Source organism: Nostoc sp. (genome assembly GCF_036917155.1).
Taxonomy (GTDB): Bacteria; Cyanobacteriota; Cyanobacteriia; order Cyanobacteriales; family Nostocaceae; genus Nostoc.
This window is the reverse complement of the sequence record NZ_JBALDZ010000237.1, coordinates 72,620-89,835: the sequence shown is the minus strand read 5'-3', so window position 1 is coordinate 89,835 and position 17,216 is coordinate 72,620. Positions and strand designations below refer to the sequence as shown.

Genomic DNA, 17,216 nt, shown 5'->3' with positions numbered 1-17,216 from the left:
TACAAATTGCTCCTGACATACAGAGGATTTCAAGGAAAGTAAAGTATACGAGCGAAGTATCAAAACTAGGTATAAAGCCTGTTTTACTTCAGAATTCAGTTAGCGCAACGGGGCGTAGCCCATTCTGACTCCTGAATCCTATTTCAATATGCTTTTCTTTTTGTTGATTAGCTGAGTCTATTTTAATTGTGCCGATCGCGGCGTAGAAATAATATCAAAGGGAACTATACGATGACATCACCAATTGTCAGGAGAACTAGTAATCAATCTGGTCAGTCAAAAAAATCGGAAAGAGCTAATTCGTTGTTGCTAGCAAGTAGGCGTTTTGCGGCTTGGGCGGCTGAAATTACGTTAGTGGTTACTAGTGGGTTAATTCCCTTCGGTCTTGGTGTCTATGCCAATTCTAGAAGCGATTTGAACCGAGTACCGCTTAACCCCGTGCTGGTAGTCACAGAAAGAGCGATCGCTAGACCCCTAGCTTTACCCGTAAGCTATGGCATCCGTAACGTCGCATGGCCGACTAATATTTTGTGGACAATCGCCTTGTTAGCACCTGTAACTCTCTCGTGGTGGCAATTGTATTTACTAGCTAAGACTGGTAGCACAATTCCTAAACGTTGGTTAAAAGTGCGGGTTATCAACGAGCAAGGGAAGCCGCCTGGATTGGGGGCAGTCGTAATCAGAGAAGGAGTTGGGCGTTGGACTGTACCCATTTCCATCGCCTATCTGCTGTGGCGCTACAGCTTTGCTTTTCCGAATTTAGGATTATTCACATTTTTGTCTTTATTAATGATTGTGGGTGAAGGGATAAGCTTACCGTCGCGTCGAGGGCGTCGCGCACTCCACGATCAACTCGCAGGTACTTATACAGTAGATGCATTCTTAGCTACCAGTAGACAAGCTCAGTCTGCTGGCGATAATGATGAAGCAGAAGAATGGCAAGAGGGAAATGAAGAATTAGCGGCAGATCAAACCAACCAGTCACCTAATTTGTGGCGACGGATACAGCAAAATCCCAATCTAACCTTGTTTGGGGTAGGGCTGACGAGTATGACTGCTGTGTTGGCAACTTTAATCGGCACTCAAGTTTATATCCAAATTCAACAATCCCAGCGAGCAACTAAGCAAATCAACAGCCAACAGTTCCTCGAACTCGTCAAACAATTGACTCCCAACTCTGTGGCGACTGATGAGCAACGCCAAAGTGCAATTCTGGCTATGGGTGGTCTTAATGACCCACAATCCATTAAATTTCTGGCGGATTTATTAGTTAGCGAAACTAACCCCAGCCTCCTAGATACGATTCAACAAGCTTTGACAACTGTCGGTCCCCAAGCCATCCCAGAACTAAAAAATAAGAATCAGTTTTTAGTGGGTGAACTGGAATCTGTAGGTAGCACTGCAACCAAAGAGCGGGAATTACGGCAAGGGCGGCTCCAAAGAAACCAGCAGACAATCAACAAGATTCTCTCTGTTTACAGCGGGAAAATGGAGGGTGTTGACCTGAGTAGCACCCAATTAGGTCAAAGTGGTACTCCAGGAAGTTCCTTCTTCAACTTGGTATTAGACAATCTTGATTTATCAGGAGTTAAGTTTAAATCTGCAAATCTTAACCAAGCCAGCTTTAAGGGTAGCCGCTTCCGGAGTGCGGGTGAAGATGGACGCTGGGATACCTACGACGATGTCATAGCTGATTTAAGCCAAGCTCAATTGCAGCAAGCCAATCTTACTGATGCTAACCTCAGTCGCGTCTTGATGAACCGGATCGATTTGAGCCGCGCCACTCTTAACAGAGCCAACTTATCCAACGCGCGTCTATATGATGCTAAACTCAACAGCACTCAACTAGTAGGAGCCGATCTGCGAAACGCAGTTTTGGAAAGAGCCAGCTTGACTGGGGCAGATTTAGGCGATGCGAAATTAAACGAAGCCAATCTTTATGCTGCCCGTTTAGGTCGCGCCACTGCGATCGGAACGCAATTATCCTTTGCCAACTTAACTAACACTGATTGGCAAGGGGCAGATTTATCAGGAGCCTATTTGGATCGTGCTAATCTCAGCAATGCGAACCTCAGCGCCACTCGTTTAACTGGTGCTGTTTTGCGTTCTGCCCAAATGGAAAACGTTAACTTGCAAAATGCCGACCTGAGTCTTGCCGATTTACGGGGGGCGAATGTCGCTGGAGCAGATTTTAAGGGAGCAATTCTCGCTCCTAGTAAACAAGATCCAGCAGATCAATTTGTCCAAACCCCAGATTTAGGCTCAGTATCAGCTGTAGTTCAAGGCGTTGATTTTTCTCAAGCCAAAAATTTAGATGCCAAGCAATTAGCCTACCTTTGTACTCAAGGAGCCATTCATCCCCGTTGCCCTTAGAATGGAGCAGAGGGGCAGGGGAGGATGAGGGAGATGAGGGAGAGAAACAAGTTAAAAGTTAAAAGTTAAAAGTTAAAAGAAATATTGAATTTATCTTTCTTTTTACTTTTTACTTGTATGCCCAATGCCCAATGCCTAATGACTAAGTTGGTGTGAGGAGTTAGTTTATGAAATATATTCCATATTTGGTTTCAGTTTTGGGGGCTGGCTTGGTTTTGAGTCTGGCGAGTACGAAACCAGCACAAGCTCAAGTAGCTTATGGCAGTTATATCGGTATCGGCCCCACTGTTGGGATTACCGACGGTATCCAATTGGGGGGGGTGATAGCGGGACGCTACAAGCTTTTGGAAGCGCCAATTTCACTGCGCGCCCAAGTGTTAATTGGTCGTAATACGGCAGTTGTGCCAACGGTGTCTTACGATTTTCCCATCAATTGGCAAGCTGATGCCTATCTGGGAGCGGGATTGGTGCTGGCTGGTGGTGGTGGTTCTTCTCCTGTGGGGGACAAAATTAGTTTTGCTTTACAACCGGGCGTTGATTATATGATCCCAAATAGCAATACAGTCCTTTTTGGCAATGCTATCATTGCTTTTGATGCCTACCGTGATAGCGGTGGTACAGCTATCTCCGTACAAGGTGGTGTTGGCTTGAGATTTTAAGGGGCAGAGGCTATCCCTAAGAAGCGTTAAACTTCATTGCAAATTAAGAAGTTAGTCCAAGCAACGTGATAGTTTTTGGTGATGAAGAGAGACAGCATAGGATTAACACAGGAGAACACAGTGGCAATGGAATCAAATTTATTAACGGATGCAGCAGCAGAAGACGTGAATCAAGATTTCAGTGAATATGTCGCTAACCTACAACTTCACATGACCCTGCAAGCTCGCAATCTTGTTCCAACCCTGAAACAAACACTGGTAGATAGTCGCCAGCAATTACTCCATCAAACCCAAGCCAACTTTGAAAAGCTCGTTTCTCGACAAGGGCTATAAAATATATACAAATTTTAATCAAAATTCCAATAAAATAAGGGCAGATGTTGTTGGGTCAATGCCAATGGTGTTCTCACAAGGTCTGCTTTTTCGGCTTTTTTAAGTATTAAGTTACTAAAATCACCCTTTTGGCACAATAGTAGAGAGCAGAAACTAGTTAAAATTATTGCAGCAGTTTCTTCCTTTCCAGAGCAGTTAGTTAAGGCTAAATGGCGGCTCGAATAAAAATGACTTCATTAATTCCCAGAAACCTCAGCGTTGTTATCCGACCAGTCCAATACCGGGATCTGGACGGGATTGAGCGCATAACTCAAGAGTCATTCGCAGCCCTTACTCCCCAGGGAGCAGGTTTTGCCATCAGCCAGATGCAAAGGCTGCGTCGCTGGTATGGATTACTCAAGTTTTTGAGTTGGTTTCCTAACCCGCTACAGTATCGCCTCTGTGCCTATATCGCAGAGCAAGGGCGGATACTTTTAGGAATGATTCAAGTGTCACCCTTTAACCGGACACGCAGTACTTGGCGGATCGATCAAGTGCTACTAGAGCGTGGTGTCGATAAACAAGGCATTGGTTCGCAACTTTTGCGTCATTGCTTTGAATCGATTTTGGAAGCTCGCACTTGGTTACTGGAAGTTAACATCAATGACATTGAAGCGCTGGCACTATATCGACAAAATGGATTCCAGCGTCTAGCAGAAATGACGTACTGGGAAATTGGGCCAGAATTACTAGCTGAATTGGCCCAAGCAGAGCCAGATTTGCCCAACCTTTTGCCAGTGAGTAATGCTGATGCCCAGTTGCTATATCAACTAGATACGGCATCGATGCCACCTCTGGTACGTCAGGTTTTTGACCGCAATACCCGCGACTTTAAAACCAGCTTGTTCGGCGCTTTAACTGATGCAGTGAAGCAATGGCTGACTAAAACAGAAGTAGTTAGCGGTTACGTATTTGAACCCCAACGCAAAGCTGCGATCGGCTATTTTCAGGTGCAACTTGACCGTAAGGGTGAAGTTCCCCATGCGGCAACGTTGACGGTTCATCCGGCTTACACTTGGCTGTATCCAGAATTACTATCTCAACTGGCTCGGATTGCCCAAGATTTTCCCCAGCAAGGGTTACAACTAGCTTCCTCAGATTATCAGGCAGAGCGAGAAGAGTATTTGGAGCGAATTGGGGCAAAACGCATAGAACATACATTAGTTATGTCTCGCTCTGTGTGGCATAAGCTACGGGAGTCTAAATTCGTCTCCTTAGAAGGAATTCAGTGGACTGATATGCTGCAAGGTCTACAACAGGCACGTAAACCGATACCAGGTGGGATGTCATGGATACAACCAGGAAAACTGCCATCTTCAGAGAAACCACTGCCAAGTAAGTCAGAACCGATTAACTTTTCGGTAAAGAACCCTAGCATAGAAGCATCGCCGATTTCTGAATCAGCAGATGCCCAACAGGAGAATTAGTTGTGATATCCCAAAGGCAAGCAAAACCGTTTATTTCAGCGTTGGGACTAGATTTCGGTCGCAAGCGCATTGGTGTGGCTGGGTGCGATCGCACGGGTTTAATTGCCACGGGAATCACCACTATTGAACGTACATCTTTTGAGCAAGATGTCGAGCAAATCCGACAAATAGTTAAGGAACGTGAGGTGCAAATTCTAGTTATGGGCTTACCCTATTCAATGGATGGCTCACTAGGATTCCAGGCTCGTCAAGTTCAGAAATTTACTACAAGACTTTCTAAAGCACTAAAACTGCCTGTGGAATACATGGATGAGCGATTAACTTCATTTCAAGCAGAGCAACTGCTGATAGCTGAAAACCGCTCCCCGTCACGCCATAAAGGTTTGATTGACCGCAAGGCAGCTGCTTTGATTTTACAACAATGGCTGGATGTGAAGCGTGCCAACTCCCGCAGTTCAGTTGCAGCTCTTGAATATTGATACCTTTTAACATGATATTCTGAAAACGATTAGCCAGCAGTTGTATCTACGTATAAAGCTATTTGCTTGATATTAAGATGTCATTAAGATAGTTAAGCGATTTCCAAACTTGCTGGTATTTATTAAATTTCTACATTTCGGCTATGTTTTCCTCTCCATTCTCTGAAGAAAATGATAACGCTCATGCGGGTTCCATCACTTTAACCGATGACAAAGGGCGATCGCTCGAATGTTATATTGAGCATTCCCTGGAGGTAGATGGACAAGAATACGTTTTGCTTCTTCCTGTAGACTCACCTGTAGAAATTTTTTCTTGGGAAGGTGACGGTGAGGAAGAAGAAGCAGTTCTGGTAGAAGATGACGCCATCATTGAGCAAATTTTTGCGAATGCTCAAGCTGTCCTATCTGAGCAGAACCTGATATTGAAGAACACAGCTTATGCTCTCACAGTTGAAGGTGACTTACCGCCAGTTGAAGAATCAGAACTCTTCACCTTAGAAATCGAAGACGAAGGGGAAGATTTAGAGCCAGAGCAATTACAGCTACTTGCTAGCTTTTATGATGAAGATCAGGAGTATGCAATTTATACACCCCTAGATCCTCTGTTGTTTTTTGCACGGATAACAAAAACAGGTGAGCCTGAATTACTCTCTCCAGAGGAGTTTCGCCAAGTGCAACCTTTGTTAGAAGAACATCTTTTTAATGAAGTTGAATAAGATTAAAAATTCAAAATGTAACATTCTCATTTTGAATTTTTTAATTGGGAATTTTTATTCTCAGTACAATCTAGTTGAACCTTGTACCATTTTTCATTAAATGTAGAAAGTAATGAAACACTAAATTGGGACAATTAGTGCTTTTTAAAATCCTGGAAAAAGCATTTTAGTTGATAGAGATTTTTAATCCAAAATCTACAATCCAAAATCTAGAATTGCTATGAGGTTCTGAGAATGGCTTATAGCGACTTTACACTAAGTAAATTTAAAAAGTCATTCAGCATCCGCATTGATGAAGAAACTAACTTGTTTGCCGATATAGAACCTTTACAGGCAAGTGAGAAACTCAAAAATTCTTTAGAAGAAACCACAGAACTGGCTTTAGCAATTAATACTGAAAAAGCTCGTTCAGAAATGATTATCACTCCGATATTGTTGGAGGTAAGGCGCAGGGCTAATTATGCAATTAGTTTATTTTCGGGAACCGATTTTAATATAGATGCAGAAAAAGGACTAAATGGCTATTGTGACTTTATCATTAGTCGTTCTAAAGAGCAACTAACAATTAATGTGCCAGTAGTGGTTATTATTGAAGCCAAAAATGAAAATATTAAAGGTGGATTAGGTCAATGTGCAGCTGCAATGTTGGCAGCACAATTGTTTAATCAACAAGAAGGAAATGAAATCAGAAAAATTTACGGTGCGGTAACAACGGGTGATATTTGGAAGTTTTTGAAGTTAGAAGAAAATGATATATTTATTGATTTGAGTAGTTATTACATCAAAGAGATAGATAAGATTTTAGGGATTTTATCTCAAAGTGTTCAGAGAGAGATTCCAGGACGAAGTTAGACTAACTAAACTATATTGGGTTAGAGGTTGTTTGAAAAGTCTAATTTATTACTAGCCCTGGCGATTAGAAATCGCGGCTACACAGACAAAACCCTTGATTTTTCATGCTTTCCACGGAGGTGGACTTGGTTTGTGTAGTAGCGAATTATATTCGCCCAAAACTTTTCAAACATCCTCTTATGCTCATTTGTCTGAAGCTACTTAAATTTGACTGTTGACTATGACCTGGAACAATCTTTTACAGCCTGACTTGATTTTAGAGGGTTCAGTGTTGAACCTAACACCAGATATTATCCAAAAATACGGGCTTAAAGGGCTGGTATTGGATGTAGATGAAACTTTGGTACCCTTTACAGTCGGAATAGCTTCCCCAGAACTACGAGAGTGGGTGGAGCAAATTCGCGCCTGTACTGCACTGTGTTTGGTGAGTAACAACCTGAGTGAAGCGCGAATTGGTGGAATTGCGCGATCGCTCAACTTACCTTACTATTTGGGTGCAGCCAAGCCTTCCCGACGCAAAATTAGAGCCGCACTGAGGGGAATGGATCTACCAGTCCATCAAGTGGGGATGGTAGGCGATCGCTTGTTTACCGATGTCATCGCAGGTAATCGCCTGGGAATGTTTACCATTTTAGTCGAACCGATTGTTCATGGCGATGCAGCCCTCCGCTCTCATCCCATCCGCAACTTTGAAGTTTGGATATCTGAAATTCTGGGAGCCTCTATTACACCCAAGAAAAGGAAGATTCACAAAAGTTGAGAAATCGTCAGGAAAGTAAATCTAAAGAAATAATTAAGGAATCTGGATGTGATTCAAAAATCGGGGATCATAAGTATTAATAACATGGGGTCAGCCAAAAAAGACCCTAACTCATACTAAGTAAATATACCCCGTAAAGCGTCAACCTTCACTATAGAGGGATTGGCGCTTTACAATTTTGGATTGGCTATTGGGTATTAAGCTGTTGGCGTGTGAGGTGTAATTATGCGGACATGATATAACTTGCACTTTTTATGATTTGGAACCCTTGTTGCAACAGGAACCCTCTGAAAAATTAAAGACACAACAGCTTAGGAAAACTCTTCTTCAGTCCCTAGTGACTGTTTTCAAACTCGAAGATCCGCCCTAACCCCCCTTAAAAATGAGCCTTGCAAGTATTTCATGATGCTACATAAAGTGATACTATTTACCTAATTTAACTTATACCAATTCTTTGTGAAAAGGCACAAAATCAGGCTTGGTGAGACAAGTTGCTCAAGCCTGTTGTTCTATGCAAGCTCACAGACAATCGGTATTAAGTGTTTATTTAAGAATGTTAAATGATACAAAATCCTTTTGTTGTCGGAAAACCAGTACCTCCAGAGCATTTTGTAGGGCGAGCATCAGAAATTGCAGCTGCTTTTGATCAAATTTATAACCGCAGCCACTTAGCGATTTGGGGCGGTTCAGGTATGGGTAAAACGTCCTTTTTGCAGAAAATAGAATCACCCCAAGCTTGGAAAGACCACGGAATGGATGCATCCCAAGCGGTAATTATTCGTTTTAGTTGCGAGAGTATCGCTCCCTTCACTCCCTCCAAGTTTTGGGGAGAAATACTAAGCCTTGTCAAAGAGAAATTAGCAGTTCAATCTGCATTGCAGGCTGAAATTGATACAATTCTGCAAGCAGGAAAGCCTACTAAGGATAGCCTGCGACAGATATTGCGAAAGCTTAAAGCACAAGATAAATATCTCGTGTTGCTAATAGACGACTTCCATGTAGCACTCGAAACAAACCAGGAATACGATGAAGATGCAATGCAAAGGTTTTTGAGTGAGTGCCGTAATTTGGCTGTTCACTCTGCGGAAGGACAACATCTGTCGATGATTGTTACTTCCCTGAAGCGTCTTAATGAACTAGGTCCAAAGCCCAATCCCAACGCTTCTCCGTGGTACAACCATTATCTCTTTTTGCGACTTAAAACATTTAATAATAGTGAAATTGACGATATATTTAAGACATTAAGAATACCAGATTTACGGGAAGCAATTAAAGAAAATACAGGCGGACACCCCTATTTACTACAAACATCTGGTTTTCTACTGCATAGAGATTTACTCACTGCAAATGCGCCAAGTGTAGATAAATTCGTTAGCGATTTTGAAAGTGTGACACAACAGATTTTTCAAAATATTTGGCAAAGGTGTAGTGAAGTAGAACAAACTTTACTGATGCTCATGGCTCTTTCTGCTTTAAAAGGTCGCTTGCATAAACAGAAACAATTTGATGTTAGTGGTATTGAATTAATTTTTAGTCAAAGAGAAGCAGAGCTAATCAAACTGGAAGAACAAGGTGTAGTGAGTCACACTGTTCAAGAAGAGAAAAATATTTACTCTTTCACTTCATCAACAATGGAGCGTTGGGTAATTCAAGAACTTCGGCAAACAGATGAAAAGTGGCTGCAAGCGCGAGAAAAAGTTTTTCTCAATTTAATGAGTAGGCAGCAGATGGATAAATTCACTACAGCTATTAAATGGCTATGGAACAATCAAGACAAAATTCCAAAGATTATGGAGTGGTTTGGTAAGTTAGTAGCTGCTTTCCCTAAAGGATTGATATTACCAGTTAATTAGTGGTGACAAGTAATATGAATGGAGTAAATGGTCAGAGAAATCCTTACATTCTTGGTCGTCCAATACATGAACGCCACAAGTTTTTTGGTCGTGAAAGTTTATTCTCCTTTATTGAAGATAATCTGAACCAAAATGTACAAGTTATCTTGTTACATGGTCAAAGACGGATTGGAAAGTCTTCTGTACTAAAACAAATTTCAAATTTTATTCAATCTAATGAGTTTATTTTTGTTGAATTTGACCTGCAAGATAAAAGTCAGTCAAGTCTAAGTAATATTATTCATAATCTGGCTACAGCAATTACCGATAAAATAGCCGATCATCTTAATATAGATACAGATAACTTACAAACACCAACCAATGCACAATTAGAACAAGATATAAATTTATTCTCTGAAGTTTTTTTGCCAAATATTTATGAAGAAATAAGTCCTAAAAAAATAGTATTGCTGATTGATGAATTCGATGTTGCTAATAATGAGATAACTGATGTCAATATCGTTGAGCAACAAACATTATTATTTCCTTATTTTAAAAAACTGTTGAAAGAGCAAGAAAAACTATTTATTGTTCCCGTAATTGGAAGATATCTTAATGATTTACCAAACTTACTGAGTCTATTTAAGGATGCACCAAACCAAAAGATTGGTTTACTAGATCAGATTAGTGCTGAACGAATGATTACTAACCCTGCTGAAGGGATTTTGACGTATGAACCAGAAGCAATAAAGGAAATTTTGCAACTCTCAGCAGGACACCCATGTTTTACTCAAGTTATTTGCTCTGCTATTTTTGAACAAGCAAGAGAAAAGAATAAAAAGAATATTGAGCGTGCTGATGTAGAATGTCTTTTACAAAAAGCAATTGAAACAGCTGATGCATTCTTGCAAAGTTTTTGGCAGGTACTCACCGTCGAAGAAAGAATCATTATGTCAACTGTAGCGGAGGCTCAAAAAATAGCTATTGAACAAGGAAGAAAAGTTCCAGTAGAACCATTATATTTGCTTAAAAGAAAGGACATAAATCAGACAGAACAGCTATATCAAGCGTGGGATAGACTAAAAGAAAATCGTTATTTATCTGATGACGGATGCAAAGTCACAGTAGAGTTAATCCGTCGGTGGTTGCTACAATATCATTCACTACAAAACGAAATCCAAGGTTTAAAAACACAGGAATTACAAACACAGCAAAATGAAACCCTTGAAGATATTGTTAAGAACCTCATCGGAGTAGCAAATTTTTGGTCTGAACAGGGAAAATACGATCTAGCATCACAGCATTATGAACAAGCTTTAGTAATCAAGCCTAATAATAATAGTATTAGGGTATCTTTGGCTGAACAATACTTACAAGCAAAAGATTTTTCAAAATCTTTAGAACTTCACAGAGAACTTTTTCAAGCAGATTCTCAATATTATAAGCAAGGATATTTAGAGGCGTTGTCAGAATATGGACATCATTTAATAATTCAAAGAGAATACATACCAGCGAGGGAACAGTACAAGAAAATTTTAGAAATTGAACCTAACACAAAATCAGCAAGACAGAAAATTTTGGAAATTGAAAGTTATGATAATAATCCCACAACTACCACACCAGATACAATTAATACCCTAAACAATACAATACAGAGAAGTCACAATGGTTCAACTTTCAAAATAATACTGGCAGTAATGACAGTTTTAGTTATGGGATCTGTAGGCTATACCGCTTATCGGTTATCATCTGACTGTCCTGGAGGTAAGCAGAAAGAATTTGGTATTTTCTGTATAGAAGATAATAGTAAAATTAGTAATGGCGATCGCACTTTTTTTCCTAATGTTAAAAATAGCTATCGCGACCAAGGAATTAAAGTGTTTCAACAACAAAAATATGAAGAAGCCATTAAGTTATTTGGAGAAGCTGTAAAATCTAATAGCAATGATCCCGAAGTGTTAATTTATTATAACAATGCTCGTGCTGAACAAAAAGGAAATCCTTTTACCTTGGCAGTAGCTGTTCCAGCAGATAACGATCCCGACATTGCTAAAGAAATATTACGCGGTGTATCACAAGCACAGCAGGAGTTTAATCAAAACAATGGCTTAAATGGTCGATTACTTGAGATGAAAATTGCTAACGATGCAGGTCAAAACGAACAAGCCAAAGAAGTAGCTGCGGAGTTGGTAAAAGACCCATCGATTTTAGGAATTATTGGTCACTACAGTTCTGACTCTACGAAAGCGGCTTTAGAAGAGTATGACAAAACAGATATCCCCGTTATCTCTCCAACCAGCACCAGTACACAATTACTGGGTAAGAAGAATTTCTTTCGGAGTCTACCTTCTGATGCTGCTGGAGGAAAAAAATTAGCGGAATATGCCTTCAAGATGTTGAAGTTATCAAAAATAGTGATTTTTTCTAATCCTGAGAGTTCATACAGTAACAGCATGAGGGAGGAATTTACAAAAACATTTGAAAAACTGGGAGGTGAGGTGCTTCACAAACCACAAATTAATTTAGCTGATACCTCACTAAACATGGATTCAGAAGTTGCTAAAAGTATTTTTAGAGGCAAAGTAGAAGCGGCCGTATTAATTCCAGATAGGAAAAATATAAGTATCGCTCTTAACATTGCTAGGGTAAACCAAGATGTAGCTGAGAGATTCAAATCTCAAAATACAAACAGATCAGCAATGAAACTTTTAGGTGGAGATACCCTTTACAGCAATGAAATTTTAAGTCAAGGTGGAAAGGCAGTAGAAAATTTGATTGTAGTCGTTCCTTGGTTTCGGGAAGCTCCACAAGCAAAAGACTTTGCCGAAAAAGCAAAAAAGCAATGGGGAGGAGAAGTGAGTTGGCGAACAGCAACCAGCTATGACGCTAGCCAAGCTTTTATTCAAGCTTTATCTCCTAATTCCGAACGGATAACAGTTATCGATAAATTAAGAAATATTAATTTTGTTGTAAATAATACTAAAACTTCTGGAGATCAACTTCAATTTAGTCCTGAAGGGGAACGACAAACAGAGTCAATTTTAGTTCAAATACAAGGTGGAAAGTGGATTATGCCACCGCAATAATAAATAATTGAGGTGGAAAGTAAGGTAGGCTACAGCAATTTTATCTGTGTTGTGTAAAATATAATACATTCCCTAGTAATATACTCTTAAGGCTATGGCACACTTGGTATCTCGAAGAAACCCTTACATAATCGGTCGTCCAATCGATGACCCAAAACTACTTTTTGGACGGCAAGATTTGTTTGATTTTCTTGAAGATAATCTTAGGCAAGGTATAAAAGTAACTTTATTACATGGTCAAAGACGTATCGGTAAGTCGTCTATAATTCGTAATATTCCCAAATCCGTTAAATTAGAAGACTTTGTTTTTATTCCCTTTAATTTAGAAGATTATTCTCGTGATAATCTCTCTATAATATTAGCAGAATTGGCTAAAGAAATTATTGAACATCTGGAAATAGATGCAAAAAAAATTAACCCACCGAATATTCAAGATTTAGAAAAAGAACCATATATTTTCTATAGTCAATTTTTGACTATAGTTTTTAAGGAACTAAACGGCAAAAAAATAGTTTTTTTATTAGATGAGTTTGAAGCATTAATTGACAACTACTCGGCATCGCTGCTCGAAAGATTTTTTCATTATTTAAATTCGATAATTGTAGTAGAAGAAAACCTATTTTTGATTATGTTTGCAGATAGGCAATCTGCAAATATGCCGAACTTACTCAATTATTTTCAAGACGTTTCTACCCGTGATACTAGTGAAATAGAAATTGGTTTTTTAAATAAAGATAGTGCTAGGCAGCTAATTACCCAGCCTGCTCAAGGAATTTTAGAATATGAGCCAGAAGCGATTCAAGCGATTATTGAGCTATCAGCAGGACATCCTTATTTTATTCAAGTAATCTGCTTTGCTATTTTTGTTAGAGCTAGAGAATTAGATGAATCCCATATTATTCTTCAAGATATAGAGAGTATTGTTGATAAAGCAATTGAGAATGCAGAAGCTGGTCTAGCATGGTTTTGGGATGGGTTGGCTATTCCCGAGAAAGTTGTGTTTTCTGCTGTTGCGGAGTCTCAGAAGATAGCTATTGAGAAATCTAAAATAGTTCCAGAAGATCCATTAAAACTACTTAATAAATATGGAATAGTGAAAACAGAAATTCTAGAGCAAGCAGTTAAAGATCTTGTTGGGTATAACTTTTTGTATGAGACAGGTGACAGAATAAAAATTGAATTAGTGCGTCGTTGGTTACTGCAACGTCATCCATTACGACAAGAAATTAAAGAATTAAAAAAGCTTAACGAAGAAGAAAATAATTTTAGTTACGAAGTTAAAAAAAACTTACCTCTACAGGAAAAAAAACAGAACAATTTAGCTAATTATAATACCACTTTAGCCTTGAGTCCTAAAATTTTTAATTATGCCCTAGCTCTAGCTCAAAGATCATTACATAAGGAAGATTACCCTACAGCCTTAAAACTTTATAATCGAGCTTATCAAGCAGATCCTTCACGGAATAAAGAAGGGTTTTTACAAGCTATTGAAAAATATGCAGATCAATTAAAGCAGCAGCATCATTGGAAAGAGGCAAAGGATTTAGTTAGCAAAGTATTAGACATAGATCCATTCAGGTTTTCTGCACAAGAGAAGAAACGAGAAATTGAAATTTCAGAAGAGGAAGAAAAGTATCGAAGTATCTCGAAGTTAGAATACTCTTATCCAGTAAAATGGAGGTTATCCAAAAGAATTCATGTCATTGTAATAGCAGGAGCAATGGCAATTTCTGCTATTGTTGGCATAGGTTTTGGTCGTTTTTCAACACCATGCTTGGCAAGTCAAAATAAAGTATTAGGTATTTTGTGTGTAGATGATCCAAGCATTAATTTAAGTAGCGGCGATCGCACCTTTTTTCCTATTATAAATAATCCCTATCGTGACCGAGGTATTGAAAGTTTTAAAATCGGTGATTATCAAGATGCTGCTAAATTATTTAAACAAGCAGTAGAAGCCGATCAAACAGATCCAGAAGTATTAATTTATTATAATAATGCCCTTGCTCGTGAGAAGGGAAATTATTTTACATTGGGAGTAGTTGTCCCAACAGATAATAATACTAACTTTGCTCAAGAAATATTGCGTGGTGTGGCACAATCACAACAAGAGTTTAATGAGAAAGATGGCTTAAATGGTAGATTCTTGTCCGTTGTTATTGCTAATGATGGTAATGGTAAGGAAGCAGAAAAGGCAAAACAAGTTGCTGCTGAGTTGGTAAAAAATAAATCTCTATTAGGAGTAATTGGACATAATTATAGTGAGGCAACGAAAGCAGCTTTAACAGAATATCAAAATGTCGGAATATCGGTGATATCTCCTACTAGTTCTAGTACTTCATTGCATGAGAGTAATGTTTTCTTCAGGACTGTACCTTCAGATGCAGCAATGGGAGAAAAATTAGCACAATATGCTATTAATAATTTGAATTTAACAAGAGTAGTAATATTTAAATCTACAAGTTTATTTAGTGAAAGCATGACGCATGAATTTCAAAATCAATTTGAGGAGTTAGGAGGTAAAATTGTTCGTCAGGTTGATTTAACAGAAAGCACACTAAATGCACAAAAGGAAGTCAACCTAAGTTTAGCTAATCAAGCACAGGCAGCAATTTTAATTCCAGATAGACAATATACTGATCTTGCCTTAGACATTGCTAAAGCAAATAATAATATAATTAATAGTTCTAAGAATCAAAAAAAACGGGGACTAAAATTATTAAGTGCAAATACTCTTTATAGCGATGAGACTTTAAGTAAAGGTGGAAAGGCAGTAGAAGGTTTAATTACAGTTGTTCCTTGGTTTAAGGACGCAGCACAAGCAAAACAATACGCTCAAAAAGCTAAAAAATTATGGAAACATGATGTAACTTGGCGTACTGCTAGCAGTTATGATGCTACACAAGCTTTTATTCAAGATTTATCTAATGACTCTAATCACACAACGATTCTCACAAGTTTAGAAAATGCGAAATTTTCCGTCAATGAAACTTCAGGATATCCACTCAAATTTAGTTCTGAAGGAGAGCGAGAAACTCAGCCAATTTTAGTACAGATAAAAGGTGGGAAGTTTGTTGCAGTACCATAATAAGTTATGAATTGAGTTTAACTCATAGCTCCTAACTTCTAACTTTTTAGATGTCACTAACAATTGTTGTCAAAATCGGCACTTCTAGCCTAACTCAACCAGAAACGGGACAATTAGCACTTTCTACCATCGCTACTTTGGCGGAAACACTTTGCCATTTAAGACGCCAAGGACATCGGGTAATTTTGGTTTCCTCTGGTGCTGTGGGGGTAGGTTGTGCGCGGTTGGGCTTAACTGAACGTCCCAAAGCGATCGCACTGAAACAGGCTGTAGCAGCAGTTGGACAAGGCAGGTTAATTCGGATATACGATGATTTATTTACTACCTTGCAACAAGCGATCGCTCAAGTATTATTGACTCGCAGTGACTTGGTACAGCGCAGCCGCTATCTCAACGCCTACAACACCTTTCAGGAATTACTAGGGCTGGGAGTGATCCCCATCGTCAATGAAAATGATACCGTAGCAATAGACGAACTAAAATTTGGTGATAATGATACCCTTTCGGCATTGGTTGCTAGTTTAGTAGAAGCAGATTGGCTATTTTTGCTTACCGATGTCGATAGGTTGTACTCAGCCGATCCCCGTTCCGTACCCGATGCGCGGCCGATCGCTTTAGTTAGTAGCATTAAAGAATTAACAGAATTACAGATACAAACAAGTTCCCAAGGTTCCCAGTGGGGTACTGGTGGAATGACGACAAAGATTTCCGCTGCGAGAATTGCGATCGCTGCGGGAGTGCGGACTGTAATTACCCAAGGGCGATTTCCCCGAAATATCGAAAAAATTATCCAAGGTGAACTGATTGGGACGCATTTTGAACCGCAACCTGAACCAACTTCGGCGCGTAAACGTTGGATAGCTTACGGACTTGTACCTGCGGGGAAATTGTATTTAGATGAAGGTGCGATCGCGGCAATTTCTCTAGCAGGAAAATCCTTATTAGCTGCTGGAATTAAGCTAGTAGAAGGAGAGTTTGAGACACAAGAAGCAGTGCAATTGTGTGACAGCAACGGTAACGAAATTGCCAGAGGACTTGTGAATTACAACAGCAATGAACTGCAAAAGATTCGTGGGTGTCATTCACGAGAAATTTCCACAATTTTAGGTTATGCCGGTGCAGAAACCGTGATTCATCGGGATAATTTGGTTTTGACTTAACCAGGTTATGGTTTTGGTTATGGGGCGGGAGTGCGATTAAATTCACCACTAGGCTTAATTTGGGCTGACTATGGTATTAATGACCAGGGAGAAAGCAAAGTACATCTAGGTATCGGTCAGCGATTTTAATTTGAGTTAAAGCATTGCGGAGAGGTTGTATCCAGAAATTAAATATGCGTTATCAGAACCATTGTAGACACGTAGCAGTGCTCATTGGTGTCAACTTAACGGGAAACGGGTGGTTAGAAACCGCGTCTACACAAACAAAACCCACCTCCGTAGGTTTCAAACCCTTTATTTGACCTTAGTCTGCGGAGGCGGACAATGCCAGTGTAACCGCGAATTCTATTCGCCCAGGCTTAAGTTGACACGTATGAGCAGTGCTACGCCTCTACATTAGCGATCGCTTCTGAAG

Annotated in this window: 12 protein-coding genes and 1 pseudogene; all 13 read left to right on the top strand. The window is 39.5% G+C overall.

What is annotated here, in order from left to right; translation table 11 throughout:
• Positions 1 to 231 precede the first annotated feature (231 nt).
• The gene (locus V7K67_RS31835; RefSeq protein WP_334729797.1) at positions 232 to 2,373 is read left to right on the top strand and encodes a pentapeptide repeat-containing protein; all 2,142 of its coding nucleotides are present in this window, start codon (positions 232 to 234) and stop codon (positions 2,371 to 2,373) included.
• A 167-nt stretch (positions 2,374 to 2,540) separates the two neighbouring features.
• Complete coding sequence (locus tag V7K67_RS31830; protein ID WP_334707003.1) at positions 2,541 to 3,032, top strand: hypothetical protein; 492 nt, start codon at positions 2,541 to 2,543, stop codon at positions 3,030 to 3,032.
• 126 nt (positions 3,033 to 3,158) lie between these two features.
• Positions 3,159 to 3,365 (top strand): hypothetical protein, encoded by a 207-nt coding sequence (locus V7K67_RS31825; protein WP_179069029.1) that lies wholly within the window; start codon positions 3,159 to 3,161, stop codon positions 3,363 to 3,365.
• 209 nt (positions 3,366 to 3,574) lie between these two features.
• Entirely contained in the window at positions 3,575 to 4,831 is a 1,257-nt protein-coding gene (locus V7K67_RS31820; protein WP_334707004.1) for a GNAT family N-acetyltransferase, read from the top strand.
• Positions 4,832 to 4,833: 2 nt separating this feature from the next.
• Positions 4,834 to 5,310 (top strand): Holliday junction resolvase RuvX, encoded by a 477-nt coding sequence (gene ruvX / locus V7K67_RS31815; RefSeq protein WP_334729796.1) that lies wholly within the window; start codon positions 4,834 to 4,836, stop codon positions 5,308 to 5,310.
• 143 nt (positions 5,311 to 5,453) lie between these two features.
• Positions 5,454 to 6,026: a DUF3727 domain-containing protein gene (locus V7K67_RS31810; RefSeq protein WP_334729795.1), complete on the top strand. Its 573-nt coding sequence runs from the start codon at positions 5,454 to 5,456 to the stop codon at positions 6,024 to 6,026.
• 234 nt (positions 6,027 to 6,260) lie between these two features.
• Complete coding sequence (locus tag V7K67_RS31805) at positions 6,261 to 6,878, top strand: hypothetical protein (RefSeq protein WP_335169991.1); 618 nt, start codon at positions 6,261 to 6,263, stop codon at positions 6,876 to 6,878.
• 220 nt (positions 6,879 to 7,098) lie between these two features.
• On the top strand, positions 7,099 to 7,638 hold the full coding sequence (locus V7K67_RS31800) for a YqeG family HAD IIIA-type phosphatase (RefSeq protein WP_334707007.1): 540 nt from the start codon (positions 7,099 to 7,101) through the stop codon (positions 7,636 to 7,638).
• Positions 7,639 to 8,198: 560 nt separating this feature from the next.
• Positions 8,199 to 9,491, top strand: a complete 1,293-nt coding sequence (locus V7K67_RS31795; protein WP_334729793.1) for an ATP-binding protein — start codon at positions 8,199 to 8,201, stop codon at positions 9,489 to 9,491.
• Positions 9,492 to 9,505: 14 nt separating this feature from the next.
• Entirely contained in the window at positions 9,506 to 12,556 is a 3,051-nt protein-coding gene (locus V7K67_RS31790; RefSeq protein WP_335169988.1) for an ABC transporter substrate-binding protein, read from the top strand.
• A 94-nt stretch (positions 12,557 to 12,650) separates the two neighbouring features.
• The gene (locus tag V7K67_RS31785; RefSeq protein WP_335169986.1) at positions 12,651 to 15,641 is read left to right on the top strand and encodes an ABC transporter substrate-binding protein; all 2,991 of its coding nucleotides are present in this window, start codon (positions 12,651 to 12,653) and stop codon (positions 15,639 to 15,641) included.
• A gap of 50 nt (positions 15,642 to 15,691) precedes the next feature.
• Positions 15,692 to 16,801: a glutamate 5-kinase gene (proB, locus tag V7K67_RS31780; RefSeq protein ID WP_334706625.1), complete on the top strand. Its 1,110-nt coding sequence runs from the start codon at positions 15,692 to 15,694 to the stop codon at positions 16,799 to 16,801.
• Positions 16,802 to 16,930: pseudogene (locus tag V7K67_RS31775) on the top strand (BamA/TamA family outer membrane protein); the annotation flags it as partial.
• Positions 16,931 to 17,216 lie beyond the last annotated feature (286 nt).

What these genes read in the sequence shown, in the direction of transcription:
- V7K67_RS31835 (WP_334729797.1), top strand. Translation starts at nt 232, where the DNA reads ATGACATCACCAATTGTCAGGAGAACTAGTAATCAATCTGGTCAGTCA.
- V7K67_RS31830 (WP_334707003.1), top strand. Translation starts at nt 2,541, where the DNA reads ATGAAATATATTCCATATTTGGTTTCAGTTTTGGGGGCTGGCTTGGTT.
- V7K67_RS31825 (WP_179069029.1), top strand. Translation starts at nt 3,159, where the DNA reads ATGGAATCAAATTTATTAACGGATGCAGCAGCAGAAGACGTGAATCAA.
- V7K67_RS31820 (WP_334707004.1), top strand. Translation starts at nt 3,575, where the DNA reads ATGGCGGCTCGAATAAAAATGACTTCATTAATTCCCAGAAACCTCAGC.
- V7K67_RS31810 (WP_334729795.1), top strand. Translation starts at nt 5,454, where the DNA reads ATGTTTTCCTCTCCATTCTCTGAAGAAAATGATAACGCTCATGCGGGT.
- V7K67_RS31805 (WP_335169991.1), top strand. Translation starts at nt 6,261, where the DNA reads ATGGCTTATAGCGACTTTACACTAAGTAAATTTAAAAAGTCATTCAGC.
- V7K67_RS31800 (WP_334707007.1), top strand. Translation starts at nt 7,099, where the DNA reads ATGACCTGGAACAATCTTTTACAGCCTGACTTGATTTTAGAGGGTTCA.
- V7K67_RS31795 (WP_334729793.1), top strand. Translation starts at nt 8,199, where the DNA reads ATGATACAAAATCCTTTTGTTGTCGGAAAACCAGTACCTCCAGAGCAT.
- V7K67_RS31790 (WP_335169988.1), top strand. Translation starts at nt 9,506, where the DNA reads ATGAATGGAGTAAATGGTCAGAGAAATCCTTACATTCTTGGTCGTCCA.
- V7K67_RS31785 (WP_335169986.1), top strand. Translation starts at nt 12,651, where the DNA reads ATGGCACACTTGGTATCTCGAAGAAACCCTTACATAATCGGTCGTCCA.
- proB (WP_334706625.1), top strand. Translation starts at nt 15,692, where the DNA reads ATGTCACTAACAATTGTTGTCAAAATCGGCACTTCTAGCCTAACTCAA.